This window comes from Nocardia sp. NPDC046473 (assembly GCF_040645995.1).
GTDB lineage: Bacteria > Actinomycetota > Actinomycetes > Mycobacteriales > Mycobacteriaceae > Nocardia.
In genome coordinates this window covers 119,407-131,971 of sequence record NZ_JBEYZJ010000011.1, presented here as the reverse complement: position 1 = coordinate 131,971, position 12,565 = coordinate 119,407, and the positions used below count along the sequence as shown (strand labels likewise).

At 66.9% G+C, this 12,565-nt stretch carries 12 protein-coding genes; 7 read left to right on the top strand and 5 right to left on the bottom strand.

Going from position 1 to position 12,565, the window contains the following annotated elements; genetic code table 11:
- Positions 1-203: 203 nt before the first annotated feature.
- The gene (locus ABZ942_RS35915) at positions 204-1,583 is read left to right on the top strand and encodes a lipase family protein (RefSeq protein WP_357390085.1); all 1,380 of its coding nucleotides are present in this window, start codon (positions 204-206) and stop codon (positions 1,581-1,583) included.
- A gap of 76 nt (positions 1,584-1,659) precedes the next feature.
- A complete protein-coding gene (locus ABZ942_RS35910) occupies positions 1,660-1,815 on the top strand; it encodes a hypothetical protein (protein ID WP_357390083.1) in 156 nt (51 codons plus the stop codon).
- A 31-nt stretch (positions 1,816-1,846) separates the two neighbouring features.
- On the opposite strand, the gene ABZ942_RS35905 is transcribed toward ABZ942_RS35910, so the two are convergent.
- On the bottom strand, positions 1,847-3,289 hold the full coding sequence (locus ABZ942_RS35905; protein ID WP_357390081.1) for a glycosyltransferase 87 family protein: 1,443 nt from the start codon (positions 3,287-3,289) through the stop codon (positions 1,847-1,849).
- A 323-nt stretch (positions 3,290-3,612) separates the two neighbouring features.
- Here ABZ942_RS35905 and ABZ942_RS35900 point away from each other — a divergent pair, with 323 nt between their 5' ends.
- From ABZ942_RS35900 to ABZ942_RS35890, 3 genes are read left to right on the top strand one after another with little or no spacing between them, the layout of a single operon-like run.
- Complete coding sequence (locus ABZ942_RS35900) at positions 3,613-5,001, top strand: cytochrome P450 (RefSeq protein WP_357390079.1); 1,389 nt, start codon at positions 3,613-3,615, stop codon at positions 4,999-5,001.
- The gene (locus tag ABZ942_RS35895; RefSeq protein WP_357390077.1) at positions 4,998-6,245 is read left to right on the top strand and encodes an ATP-binding protein; all 1,248 of its coding nucleotides are present in this window, start codon (positions 4,998-5,000) and stop codon (positions 6,243-6,245) included. Before ABZ942_RS35900 ends, ABZ942_RS35895 begins: the two co-directional genes overlap by 4 nt.
- Entirely contained in the window at positions 6,235-7,326 is a 1,092-nt protein-coding gene (locus tag ABZ942_RS35890; RefSeq protein ID WP_357390075.1) for a hypothetical protein, read from the top strand. The genes ABZ942_RS35895 and ABZ942_RS35890 overlap by 11 nt, the downstream gene beginning before the upstream one ends.
- A 117-nt stretch (positions 7,327-7,443) precedes the next feature.
- Here the strand turns inward: ABZ942_RS35890 and ABZ942_RS35885 are convergent, their stop codons facing one another.
- Positions 7,444-7,932 carry a MarR family transcriptional regulator gene (locus tag ABZ942_RS35885; RefSeq protein ID WP_357390073.1) on the bottom strand — a complete coding sequence of 163 codons (489 nt, stop codon included), beginning with the start codon at positions 7,930-7,932 and terminating at the stop codon, positions 7,444-7,446.
- Between the two features lie 127 nt (positions 7,933-8,059).
- On the opposite strand from ABZ942_RS35885, the gene ABZ942_RS35880 reads away from it, so the two are divergent.
- Both ABZ942_RS35880 and ABZ942_RS35875 read left to right on the top strand, forming a co-directional pair.
- On the top strand, positions 8,060-9,238 hold the full coding sequence (locus tag ABZ942_RS35880; RefSeq protein WP_357390071.1) for an FAD-dependent monooxygenase: 1,179 nt from the start codon (positions 8,060-8,062) through the stop codon (positions 9,236-9,238).
- A 51-nt stretch (positions 9,239-9,289) separates the two neighbouring features.
- On the top strand, positions 9,290-10,030 hold the full coding sequence (locus ABZ942_RS35875; RefSeq protein ID WP_357390069.1) for a class I SAM-dependent methyltransferase: 741 nt from the start codon (positions 9,290-9,292) through the stop codon (positions 10,028-10,030).
- Between the two features lie 55 nt (positions 10,031-10,085).
- Here the strand turns inward: ABZ942_RS35875 and ABZ942_RS35870 are convergent, their stop codons facing one another.
- Genes ABZ942_RS35870 through ABZ942_RS35860 form a run of 3 tightly spaced genes read right to left on the bottom strand, consistent with a single transcriptional unit; the run spans position 10,086 to position 12,557 of the window.
- Positions 10,086-10,844, bottom strand: coding sequence for a type 1 glutamine amidotransferase domain-containing protein (locus tag ABZ942_RS35870; RefSeq protein WP_357390067.1), 759 nt, complete (start codon positions 10,842-10,844; stop codon positions 10,086-10,088).
- Between the two features lie 28 nt (positions 10,845-10,872).
- On the bottom strand, positions 10,873-11,418 hold the full coding sequence (locus tag ABZ942_RS35865) for a hypothetical protein (protein WP_357390065.1): 546 nt from the start codon (positions 11,416-11,418) through the stop codon (positions 10,873-10,875).
- Complete coding sequence (locus ABZ942_RS35860) at positions 11,415-12,557, bottom strand: hypothetical protein (RefSeq protein ID WP_357390064.1); 1,143 nt, start codon at positions 12,555-12,557, stop codon at positions 11,415-11,417. Before ABZ942_RS35860 ends, ABZ942_RS35865 begins: the two co-directional genes overlap by 4 nt.
- Positions 12,558-12,565 lie beyond the last annotated feature (8 nt).

The following is a 12,565-nucleotide window of genomic DNA, read 5'->3' as shown; positions in this document are numbered from 1 at the left end:
AGACGTTATGCAGCGGTATCGCAACCGTCATCACACCGGAGTGGGAGCCTGATTCAGTACCGCTGAGCCACTTCCAGCAATGACGCCGCAAACTGGCTATTGAGGTATGCGATACACCATAGTACAGTCAGCTCAATATTCGGTAATCAAGCTTTTAAGATTCGATCGACCAGGGAGGCAACGTCGTGGTTGCTCGCCAACGCGTGAATAGGTCCAGGTCGGTGGTGCTCGGCGTCGTCGCCGCGATTGCCCTGTCGATACTCGGCTCCCCCGCCGCGCTGGCCGGCCCGGAGTCGAATCCGGAGCCGCCCGCGTTCTGGCCACTACCACCGGAATTCGATGACTTCTATAACCCGTCACCTGCCGCGGTGGCCGCAGCCGAACCCGGTCAGATTCTGCGGGCCCGGCGCGCCAACCTGGCGAACTTCAGCATTCTGCCGTTGAACGTCGATGCCTGGCAGTTGCTGTACCGCACCAACGACGCGCACGGCAATGCGATCTCGGGCGTCACGACCGTGCTGAAGCCGCGCGGACCCGCGCCGGCCGGTGGCCGCAAGCTGCTGTCGTATCAGGTCGCCGAGAACAGCCTCGCCCACTACTGCGCACCGTCCTACGCCTGGCAGGCTGGTTCGCTGCCGCCGAATTTGACGCTGGTCACCCAGCTCGAGTTGCTGCTGGCGATGACCGGCGTGCAGCAGGGCTGGACCGTCTCGGTCCCCGACCACGAGGGACCCAACTCCGCCTACGCGGCGGGCCCGCTGGCCGGGCACACCACGCTGGACGGCATCCGGGCGGTCGAGAACTTCGAACCCGCCGAGCTGTCCGGCAAGGACACTCCCGTCGGTATGTGGGGCTACTCCGGCGGCGCCATCGCGACCAGCTGGGCCGCCGAACTGCAACCGAGCTACGCACCCGAGTTGCGCATCAAGGGCGTGGCCTCCGGCGGAATTCCCAGTGACACAAGAGAACTGGCCAAGGTCAACAACGGGACCCTGTTCGCGGGCCTGGTCTTCGCCGCGATAATCGGCGTGAGCCGGGAGTATCCGGACCTGGCACAGGCCTTGGCGAGCCACGTCAATCCGCTGGGGCAAGCCATCATCGCGATCAAGAAGCCGCTGTGCACCAATCTGACCTCGGTGGTCGTACCCGGCATGAACTATCTGGGCCTGTTCGATCACGACCCATTCCAGGATCCGGTGCTGAACAAGGTGTTCGACGACACCAGCCTCGGCAAGGCGGTGCCGACCGCGCCGATGTTCCTGTACGAGTCGGTCAACGACCAGATCACCGCTCCCTGGCGGGTCGACAGCCTGGTCGACACCTACTGCCGCGATCCACATGCGTCGGTGAACTACCACCGCGACCTCGTCAGCGAGCACCTCTCCCTCACCGTGACGGGTGCGGCCAGCGCGCTGCTGTGGTTGCGTGATCGCCTCGATGGCATACCGGCGCCGGGTGGCTGCAGTACCGAAACACAAAACACCATGCTGACGGACCTTGGTGCGATGGACGCCTTGATCGGCGCGCTGGGCGGCGATTTCGCCGCGCTGCTCGGCAACGCCATCGGCAGCCAGACCGGGTAGCCGACCATGTGGATGGGAGATATTCGCGGCGGGCACGGTCGCCTTCCGGCACATCGACACGATCGGCGTCCTGTCCATGGTTTCCGGCGTTCGCAGGCACGCCGACACCCTCTATCTCTCCTCGCTGCGCGACCCGTTCATCGCTGCGGCCCGCCTCGTCACCAACGACGTCGCCAGGCGCGAATTCGGCCTGTCCACCGCGTCACACGGCGGCGAAAAGCTCGGAGCCTGAATGCTTCTCAGGTTTCGACGCTGACCCGCGCCTACAGTGGAACCGAATCCTGCTGTTCCGCAGCAACTTCGACCGTCCCGGTGCCCCGCGTATGTGCGGCCCGGGATTCCGCGAGCTCCTTCGAGGTCATCGAGCTGACCACGGTGACGGAATCCGGCTCGATGCCCGATTCACCAGGCAGGTTCCCGGGTCGGCGCAGCAGCAGCCAGGCACTCGCGGCGACCAGCGCACCGACGGCGAGCAGGGTGTACGAGTCGCCGAGCAGGAATTGCCAGAGGGTCCAACGGTATTCGCGGCCGTTGGTCTGTGGCACCGCCCAGACCAGTCCTTGCGGTAGCAGGGGTAGATCGGGGTCCCACCAGCCGACCCGATCGATGCGCATCGGCCACGCGAATACGAACAAATAGCTGACCGCGGGTACCGCGATCCGGACACCGAGCGGACGATCGCGCAGCGCGCGGAACACCCACATCAGCGCCGGAACAATCCATACCCAGTAGTGCGTCCAGGAGATCGGCGAGGCGAGCAGCATCACGGTGGCCGCGAGCAGCGCGCCGAGCAATTCGTCGCCGCGCAGATAGGCGATCCGGGCCGCCGCTATTCCGGCGAGACCGAGCAGGCCGGCGCACACCAGCGAGGAACTGCTGTTCTCCCAGGTCGACCATTGCAGGCGACCGAACAGCCCGTTGATCGATTGGTTCTGCACATAGGCGAAGCCGATTCGGTTCTGCGAGGTCATCGTCGTGGTCCAGAATTCCAGCGCCTGCGTCGGCCGATACCAGAAGCCGATCGCGACCGTCGCGGCGAAAGCTGCGCCCGCAGTGACAGCGGCTTTGAATTGCCGGGTGATGAGCAGATAGACGACGAAAACGGCGGGCGTCAGCTTCAAACCGGTCGCGATGCCGATGAGAATGCCGCGGTACCAACGATTCTTGGGGAGGGCGAGGTCGGCTAGCACCATCGCCATCAGAATCACGCTGAGCTGCCCGAACTGCAAGGTCTGCTGGACCGGCTCGAGCCAGAGTCCGGCGGCACTGACGGCGATGGTCAGCGCGACCAGGATGAGCCCGCGCCGCCGCCGCTGCAGCACCCCGGCACTCCATACGCTAATTCCGAGCGACACCAACGTCATGACGACAATGCCGGTCCCGACATAGTTGATCGGGAACTGGGCCAATTCCGCGCAGATCCACGCGGCGAAGACCGGATAGAGGAAGGGCAGCCCCAGCGGGCCGCGTCCGTCGTACAGCAGCTCGGGATGTAGCGCGGCCATCGAGCCGCCCCACATGTAAACCTGCAGGTCGACCTGATGCCAGTACATGTCCCAGTTCGGCCGGACGAATTCCAGCCAGGCACCGACGGAGACGCAGGCGAACACGATCGCGGCACCGAGTACCGCGAATTCACGCGAGGCGCGCGGCTTGCCGATCGCACCGGTGCCGCGCTGTTCTCCTGTTTGCAGCATGACAGCCATGGAGTTGTTTTTCCTTCATCAGGTGAGGCAACACACGCAGACCAGCAACTGTTTAGCTAAACTAAGATCAATCATCCTATCACTTAACTCGCGGGTGTCGCGCCGCCCGAACCCGCTGCTGTGGAACGCATCTCACGAACGGCACCGACCTGCGAAAACATCGCGAAAACCGGGCCCTAACCCCAGTTCTGCGGGCATGACTGGGAGCCGTCACCCCAATACGATCCGGCACAGACAGACTGCTCGTCAGACGTCCGGATCATCGGGCGGCGGGGCTGACGAATCGCTCTGACTTCGATGACGAACCATGGGAGGAATCGTCAGTGAACGATGATCGGGCGGGGGAATTCGAGTTACTGGACCACGGACGTCGTGGCGTGCTCGGGTTGGGTACCACGCTGCGCTGGTTCCGTGACCCGCTGGCCGTGATGGAACGGCTGGCCGACGAGCAGGGACCGGTCGCCGGGTTTCGGATCGGATTGTTTCCGGCCGTGCTGGTGACCGGGCCTGCGGAGATCAACGAGATACTCGTGTCACGCGCCGCGGAGTTCCGGCGCGCGCGGGCGGTGACGGGCACGCTGTGGCCCGCGCTGCGCGAGGGATTGATCATCTCCGAGGGCGAGGTGCATCGCACCCAGCGTGCGATGGTCGCGCCGCTGTTCACCGCGCGGCGGGTGCCGAAATACGTCGACGTGATGGCGACCCGGATGCACGCACACCTGCGGAAATGGCAGGCGGCGGGCGAGGTCGACCTGCTCGCCGGGGTGCAGGAGATGATGCACGACGTCGTCGCCGGACTGCTGATCGACGAACCTCTCGACGGGCATCGGGAGGTGGTCGAGGCGGCGACCCGGATCTTCGACTGGGAGATGCGGGCGATGTCGCGACCGATCGTCGCGCCGTTGAACATTCCGACGAAACGCAACCGCGACTTCATTCAGGATCTCGCGCTGGTCCGCGACTGGGCCGCCGGCGCGATCGATGAGCGGCGCCGGAATCCCGAGCGGCACGACGACATCGTGTCGGCCATGCTCGCCCAGCGCGACCGCGACGGTGCGCCGATGAGCCAGGACCGGCTGGTCGACGAGGTGATCAACCTGTGGGCGGCGGCGCACGAGACCAGCGCCGACGCGATGTTCTGGACCGCGTACGCGCTGTCACGCCATCCCGGCATCGCCGAACGCGCCGCCGCCGAGGTCGACCGAGTGCTCGGCGACGCGACGCCGACGGCCGAGGATCTGGGGCAACTGCCCTACTGCCTGCAGGTGTTCAAGGAATCGATGCGGTTGTATCCGCCATCGCCCGCGTTCCTGCGTGAGGCCGCGTGCGCGACGCGGATCGGCGATTACGCCATCGCCGAGGGCACGATCGTGTTCGTCGCCCCGTATGTGATGCACCGGTCGGCTCGGCAGTTCCCTGATCCGGAGAAATTCGACCCCGATCGTTTCGCGCAGGAGGCGGACCGGTCGTGGGAGCGGCTGTCCTACTTGCCGTTCGGCGCGGGCGAGCATGTCTGCATCGGTTCCGCCCTCGCCCTGCTGGAGGGGCAGATCTTCACCGCGCTGCTGCTCGCCGGCGGCACGCTGCGGATCGACCGGGACTCCGCGATGAAGTTGACGATCAACCTGCGCCCGAAGCGCGAGGCCAGGGCCGTGTACGCACCGAGGCGAGCGTCGAGCCGGTCCAGGATCGAGGTCGGCGAACCGCGATGACCTCGATGTCGCCGTCACTGTTCGGCCGCACCGTGGCCGCGTTGTCGGGTCGATGTAGCCAGCAGACTTCGATCAGCCGAGCCGCCGCCGAGCAGATCGATCGCATTCTGCTGTTCGCGCTCGGTGTCGGCGTGTGGATCTTCGGCGCGGGCGACGCCGCCGAGATCGCCGAGCAGTCGCGGCACTTTCCCGGCTGGTGGACCGCGCTCGCCATGTTCGGCGTGTTCGGCACCGCACTGCTGCTGGCCGCCACCGCCCTGCAGGTCGCGCTGCCCACCGTGCGGGTCATCGCGGCAACGCACGCAACGGTTTTCGCGGTGGCTGTCGGACTGTCCGGGTTCGCGGTGCGGCCCGGGCAGATCGCCGACGATGTGGAATGGATCTATCGGCTGGTGCCGCTCGGCGGGGTCGCGGCAACGCTGGCCTGGCGGACGCCGGCCACCGCGATCTATGTCGTCGGCGTCAGCGTGCTCGCCGCATCGTCTACCGGCGAGGCCACCGGCGACCTCGGCTGGACCGAGTTCGCGCTCACCTCGATGCGCATCCTCGGCATCACGGTGACCTTCGTCTACATCACCGAAACGGCGCGGCGCGCGGCCCGCCTGCTCGACAAGGAACGGGCTAGGGCACACCAGTCGGCTTCGCGCGCGGCGGCGGATGAGGCGCGGGCCAGCGAGCGGGCACGCTTCGCGGGCGTGATCCACGACAAGGTGCTCGCCACCCTGCTCGACACCTCGCGCGGCGGCTGCCCCACCATGCTTGCGCGGCAAGCGAATCAAGCGCTCGGCCAGTTCGCGGCCATCGGGCGGGTCAACGACATGTGCACCGATCTCGAGGCGATCGAGACGATCGCGCGCGAAGTGGTCGACGCCACCGAAGCCGAACTGCGCGTGCAGGTTCGCCACGACTACAGCTCGGCCGATCTGCGCATTGATGCCGCCGCAGTGACCGCGCTCGCCGAGGCCGCGGCCGAAGCCGTTCGTAACAGCGTGCGGCACGCCGATGTGCCGGGGCGTTCGGTCGCACGGCAGTTGTCGATCATGGCGCGCGCGTGCGGCATCACCGTCGTCATCGCCGACGACGGGGCAGGCTTCGATCCGGCGCTGGTCGCGGCCAATCGACTCGGCGTCACGGTGAGCATCGTGCAGCGGATGCGCGAGGCGGGCGGGCGCGCCACCATCGATTCTCGCCCCGGTGCGGGCACCCGAATCACGTTGGAATGGAACGCACCCGATGACGCCTGACGACGGCGACCTGAGCCGACTGCTCAGCGAACACCGCGCCACCATGGTGACGATCATCGCCGTGGTGCTCGCCACCGACGCCGCCGTGGTGATCCGCTCGGTGCGCCGGGCCGAGCTGCCGCTTTCGGTGTCGCTGGCCGCTGCCGCTGTGCTCATCGTCGTCGCCACCGTGGTGGTCGTGCTCGACACGGGGAAACCGATCCACCAGCGCGCCGCGGTTTTCGTGGCTGCCGCCGGTCCCATCGCCACCTTGATCGCCCACGAACAAGTCACCGCCGAGTTGCACGCGCACACCAGCGTGTGGACCGCCTACACCGCGGGTAGCGCGCTGGCGATGCTCGTGCTGCGCGGCCGAAACATGTTGGCCTGGACGGGAACCGCGGCCACCTGGGTCGCCGTCGTGCTCGCCGCCGGTGGCGAACCGACCGCCTATGTGCAGGCCGTCGTGCCGATGGTCAACGTCGCCATCGCCGCCGTCTTCGCCGCCATCATGCGCCCGACCCTGCGCTCACTGCACCACCTCGAAATCGAGTCCACCGCCCGCGCGGTGAAACAGGCCAGAATCGACGCCCAGAACGCCGAACGCAAACGCCAACTCAACCGCCTCGACCGCCGCGCCCGCCCCATGCTCGAACGCATCGCCGCCGCCGTCCCCTTCCAACCCGAAGAGCGCGAGGAATGCCGGCTACTCGAAGCCGAACTCCGCGACGAACTCCGCGCCCCCCAACTGTCCACCCCCGAACTCCTGGCCGCCGCCCGCGCCGCCCGCCAACGCGGCGTCGAAGTAATGCTCCTCGACGACGGCGGCCTGGAAACCACCGCTGCCCTGCTCTGCACCCGAGTCCGCCACGTAGCCACCCGCGAACTCGACAACGTCCGCGACGGCCACATCACCGTCCGAGTACTCCCCCCGGGCCGCCGCCACCTGGCCACCGTCCTGATAGACGAGCAGAACGGCAACAAACGCATCGAAATCGACCGCGCCGGAACAGTAACCGTCACCCTCGACCGAGTAGCCACCGGCCGCTCCGACGACCAATCCGGCGAAGCCGTAGCCTCCTGCGTCCGCCACGTCGACTAACCAACCACCTGTCCAATTGCCGGCGTAGCGACATTGGTTGCACTCGCCGCGTATGGCGTCGCCCGCCGAGGCGAGACACACTGTGGCGCAGTCGCATCCGATAATGACTCGGCAGGTTCAGGTGGAGTGGTCATCGGGGTCGGCCAGACGGGCGGTCACGTCCCTGACGAACCGGGTGAGCAACGTGCCGAAGACCCGCCGATCCTCATCGGACCAGTCCGCCACCGCGTCGGTGAACCAGCCGAGAACGGCCCCCAGGTACCGACCGGCCGCCTCGCCTCCCTCCGACGTCAGCTCGATCAGCCTGGCGCGCTGGTCATTCGGGTCGGTGACCCGGTGCACCAGTCCACGCCGCTCGAGTTCGTGCAGGTGCCGGGTGACGTGCGGACCGACGACCTGCATCCGGGTGGCGATCTCGCCGACCCGCAGGGGTTGCCCGGCCATGCGCAGCGTGACGAGCACCGTCAGCGCGGGCCGGTCCAACGGAATGCCGACCTGGTCCATGGCCCGTTCCGTCAACTGGCTGCGGTTGAGCACCGCACTCAGTTGCATCAGGTGCGGCAGCACTGCCGCCGGGTCGAGCCGGTCGTCGTTCCTGTCGCTCATCTCACCTCTTACTTACCTAAGTTAGGTATATAGTTGGCCTAGGTGTCCCGATAACGGTAGCGATCGTGCGGCTCCGAAAAGCATACCTAAGTTAGCTATATTGACCGACAGCTACCGAGGAGTGGTTATGAGCACTGTCTTGATCTCCGGCGCCAGCATCGCGGGACCCGCGCTGGCCTACTGGCTGCACCACTATGGCTTCGACGTCACCATCGTCGAAAAGGCGGACACCCTCCGCGGCGGCGGCTACCCCATCGATATTCGCGGCACGGCACTGGACGTGGTCGAGCGGATGGGTCTGCTGCCGGAACTGCGGGCCGCCCACATCGGCACCCGCCGACTCACCTTCGTCAACCCCGACGGCAGCCCGATCGCCTCGGTCAACCCGGAGGCCCTCGCCGGCGGCGTCGAAGGCCTCGACCTGGAGGTGCCCCGCGGCGATCTCACCAAAGCCCTGTACGCCGCCGTCCGCGATGACGTCGAATTCCTCTTCAACGATTCCATCGCCACTCTCGACGACCACGCCGATGGTGTCGACATCACCTTCCGCAGCGGCACCCGCCGCACGTTCGACCTCGTCATCGGCGCCGACGGCCTGCACTCCGGTGTTCGAGCCCTTATCTTCGGTCCCGAGGAACAGTTCCACCACTACCTCGGCTACTGCTTCGCCGGATTCACCATGCACAACGATCTCGGCCTGTCCCACGAGGGCGTCATCTGGAACGTTCCGGGCCGCGGCGCGCCCCTCTACGCCGTGGGCGACAGCGAAAACATCCACGGCTTCCTCACTTTCGCCCGCGCCGATCCCCCGTTCTACGCGTTCCGCGACCCGGCCGCGCAACGCGACCTGATCGCGTCCGTCTTCGCCGATGACGGCTGGGAGATTCCCCGCATGGTCAGCGCGATGCGCACCGCGGACGACCTCTTCTTCGACGTCGTCAGCCAGATCCGCCTCCCCCGTTGGTCGGCCGGTCGCGTCGCGCTGGTCGGCGATGCCGCCTACGCCCCGTCGTTCCTGACCGGTCAAGGCTCCAGCCTCGCCCTGGTCGGCGCATACATGCTGGCCGGCGAACTCGCCACCAACGCCGACCACACGAGTGCATTCACCGCCTACGAGCAGGCCACCCGATCATTTGTCGAGCAGAACCAGGCGCTGGTCAGCGAAGGTGACGCCGCCATGTTCCCCCGCACGGCCGAGGCCCTGGCGCAACGCAACGCCGCCCTGCGCGAACTCTCCACCCTGCGCGCCGATACCGCCCACCCGGCGCACAACGCACTGCGCCTTCCCGCGTTCACCGCCTCCTGACACCAGGCATCACCGGGACGTGGGCGAGCTCGGCATGCCAGCATGGGCTACATGAATCCGGTCCCAGAGCATCGCGCACTTCCCTTGCGGGCGAACGACTATGACAGCTTCGCCGAGGTGTACACGGCCGAGAACGAGAACAACCTCTACAACGCCTACTACGAACGGCCCGCGATGCTCGAGCTCGCCGGAGCCGTGGCCGGCCGACGGATCCTCGACGCCGGCTGCGGCTCGGGCCCGCTGTTCGCGGCGCTGCGCGATCGCGGGGCGATCGTCACCGGCATCGACGCGAGCGCCGCAATGCTGGAGCTGGCCCGGCAGCGCCTCGGTACCGAGGTGGAACTGCGGTGCGCCGATCTCGCCGACCCACTCCCCTTCGCCGATGGTGAGTTCGATGATGTCGTCGCGTCCCTGGTGCTGCACTACCTGCGGGACTGGGGGCCGACGCTCACCGAGCTGCGCCGCGTCCTGACACCCGGCGGTCGACTCCTTGTCTCGGTCGACCACCCTTTCGTGGCCTACGGCATGCAACGCCTGGCTGGGCAAAGCCCCAACTACTCAGCGACCTATCAATGGGACTTCCACTGGACCTTGGGCGACCAGACCGTCCCGATCAGCTTCTGGGCCCGCCCGCTACACGCGATGACCGACGCCTTCACCGCAGCAGGCTTCCGCATCTCCACCATCAGCGAGCCACCGCCCGACCCCGCCGCCCGCGACCTGTTCCCCGAGGAATACCAAGCCCTCACCACCGCCCCATGCTTCCTGTTCTTCGTCCTGCAACCCGCCTGATCATCGCATCGGGCGGACCTCGCACGCTCTCTTGCAGGCGGTCGAATTTGACCGCTCAGCGAGCGCTTCGGTTGTCCAGCACCAGATCTCGATATTCGGCGGCCAAGCGGTGGCAGTCGCCGGGCCATCTTGCCGAGATGTAGTTGCGGTCGTGGACGGTGAAGCCGCGGTTTCGGCGGGTTGCGGTGTCGCGGCGTGGGATCAGGGGGCCGCGGGCGAATTGGCGCGGATCGCGTAGGGCGGCAGTTACTTCCGCTTCAACGGTTTGGGGATAGGTTCGGTAGTAGGCGCCCAGGCGTAGGCGGGTCAGGTTCCAGGCCGAGAGTTCCAAAGTGGCTGTGACGGCGGTGGTTCGGCGGTCGTACAGCACCGAGCGGCCGGTCTCCGGATCCGTTGCCCTGGCAGCAAGCAGAACTCCATGACAGACGGCGGCAACTGGCTTTCCGGCCAGCAGTGCGTGGCCGAAAATGTTTTGGGCGGTGGTTGATTCGAGCATCGACTTCATGCCGGGAGCGTGGCCGCCTGGTACGAAGACGCCCGAGACCTCCTCGTCGACGACGTCCGAATACGCCAGCGGCGACTGGAAGTCGGGGTCTTCGCGCATTCGGTCGTAGTCGCGTAGCGCATCGGCGCGGGTCATCAGGAGTGGGGAAAGGAGGGAGAAGCCCTGTTCGACCAGGCGGTCGTCGGCGAGGGCTACTCGCCCCTCCGGGGTGGCGAAGCGGACGGGGATCCCGGCGTCCCGCAGTGCGGCCCACGGCACCGCCGATTCGGTGGGGTCGTAGTCGTGGTCTGGCAGGAGGAACAGGATCATGTACGAAGAGTAGCCGCAGAGTTGCCGGTCACAGTGGCAATGGTTGGCGGGCGGGGCGGGTTCGGCGCCAGGCGACTGCGAGGAAGGCAATCAGGCCGAGGAGGGGCAGGGAGGCGATTGTCCAGCTCAGGGGCAGTGGTGGGCCGGGTTGGTCGAGGACGTGGATGCCGTCGAGGGTGCCTTCACCATGACCGAGCGGGCCGTCGAGGGCGAAGAGGAAGCTGTAATCGCCGGGATCGTTGATGGCCAGGATGTCGAGTCCCCAGGAGTCGCGTTTACGGGGGTGGCGGACGAGTGGCGCGTTGCGTTTCCAGGTGCGGTAGGCCGGGCCTGCGATGCGAAAGGTTCCGGTTTTGTCGGCGATGCCGCCTTCGGGCAGGAAGGTGAAGTCCAGCGACTTCATCGCGCGGATGGGCCAGGTGGAGAAGCCGACGGTCATCGCGTAGGGGCCCACCTGGACCCGTTCGGTGTGCACGATGTCGACGGGGGCGTAGGCCGAAGCGGGGGCGATCGCGACCAGCGACAGGGTGAGGGTCGCCAGCACGGTGAGGGCGAGTTTGCGCAGGGTGGTCATCGGGCGGTCTCCGTTGCGGGCATGGGCAGCATGCGGGTGAAGCGGCCGCCGAGGAAGCCGGCGAGCAGGCCGAGCGGTATCGCGACCAGGGTCGACATCGCGACGTCGCTGAAGGCGAGGTGCGAGAAGGCGTGGATGAACAGCAGCTGCAGCGGAAAGGTCACGCCGACAACGAGACCGGTGACCAGACCGGCCGCCAGCACGATCTTGTTGGCGTCGTAGCCACGGGTACGGGCCAGCCAGAACAGACCCTCCACGGCGACGGCGGCGAGGAGCAGGAACATCGGCATCATGGCGGGCAGCGACGGCGGGCGCGAGCCGAGTCCGTCCCGCAGCGGCAGCCCGATCGCCGAGGCGTAGGTCTCCGCGGCCCACGGCGAGAACCACCACAGGATCGCCTGGATGATGCCGAGGGCAAGCGCGATGGCGATGGCCGCACCGGGGCGGGCCAGCACGGCGGCACCGAGCACCAGCAGCATCGGCCCGAAGAACGCGGTCCCCAGAATCATCGAATTGATCGGCAGTTCCAGGTTGTTCAACGCCTCGGCGAGGATCGGCGCGAAGGTGATCATGATCGGGATGGCCAAGACGATGCCGACCTGGCCCCAGCGATGGTCGCGGTGCGACGCGAAAACCATGATGCTGCCGATCATGGTGAGCGTGATGGACAGGAACAGCGCCACATGCGACGGGGTGTTCAGCACCGCGTCGAAGCCGTAGATCGAATGCCACTGCATATCGAGCAGGCCGTAGAGCAGGAACAACGCGGCACCTGCCCCGGCGACCATATAGCCGAGCGGGGCGGTGAGGTTGCTGCCGAACACGCGGATCGGTGTGCCACCCATCGCGGGCACGGGCCGTCCGGCGCGCTGGGCGAAGGTGGCGATGAGCACCATGGCGAGACTGGCGAAGCCGGACAGCGCGCTGCCGGAATACAGGAACAGGTGCGGCAGCGTGAAGAAGGTGTCGGGGCCGACGTCGTTGTGCCACTGGATATCCCAGCTGAGACCGATCAACGTGACGGCGGTGCCGAGCAGCACACCCCAGGCCCCGACCCGGGCGGCGGTGCTGTTGTCGGACGCGCCTTCGGCGGTGTTCGGCGCGCTTTCGATCGTGTCGGGCGGTGCTGAGATATTCATGACGAGCG

Bases quoted from the DNA above. Each gene is read 5' to 3' on its own strand.
- ABZ942_RS35860 (WP_357390064.1), bottom strand. From the start codon at position 12,557: ATGAATATCTCAGCACCGCCCGACACGATCGAAAGCGCGCCGAACACC.
- ABZ942_RS35885 (WP_357390073.1), bottom strand. From the start codon at position 7,932: ATGAGCGACAGGAACGACGACCGGCTCGACCCGGCGGCAGTGCTGCCG.
- ABZ942_RS35890 (WP_357390075.1), top strand. From the start codon at position 6,235: ATGACGCCTGACGACGGCGACCTGAGCCGACTGCTCAGCGAACACCGC.
- ABZ942_RS35865 (WP_357390065.1), bottom strand. From the start codon at position 11,418: ATGACCACCCTGCGCAAACTCGCCCTCACCGTGCTGGCGACCCTCACC.
- ABZ942_RS35910 (WP_357390083.1), top strand. From the start codon at position 1,660: ATGGTTTCCGGCGTTCGCAGGCACGCCGACACCCTCTATCTCTCCTCG.
- ABZ942_RS35895 (WP_357390077.1), top strand. From the start codon at position 4,998: ATGACCTCGATGTCGCCGTCACTGTTCGGCCGCACCGTGGCCGCGTTG.
- ABZ942_RS35905 (WP_357390081.1), bottom strand. From the start codon at position 3,289: ATGGCTGTCATGCTGCAAACAGGAGAACAGCGCGGCACCGGTGCGATC.
- ABZ942_RS35870 (WP_357390067.1), bottom strand. From the start codon at position 10,844: ATGATCCTGTTCCTCCTGCCAGACCACGACTACGACCCCACCGAATCG.
- ABZ942_RS35875 (WP_357390069.1), top strand. From the start codon at position 9,290: ATGAATCCGGTCCCAGAGCATCGCGCACTTCCCTTGCGGGCGAACGAC.
- ABZ942_RS35880 (WP_357390071.1), top strand. From the start codon at position 8,060: ATGAGCACTGTCTTGATCTCCGGCGCCAGCATCGCGGGACCCGCGCTG.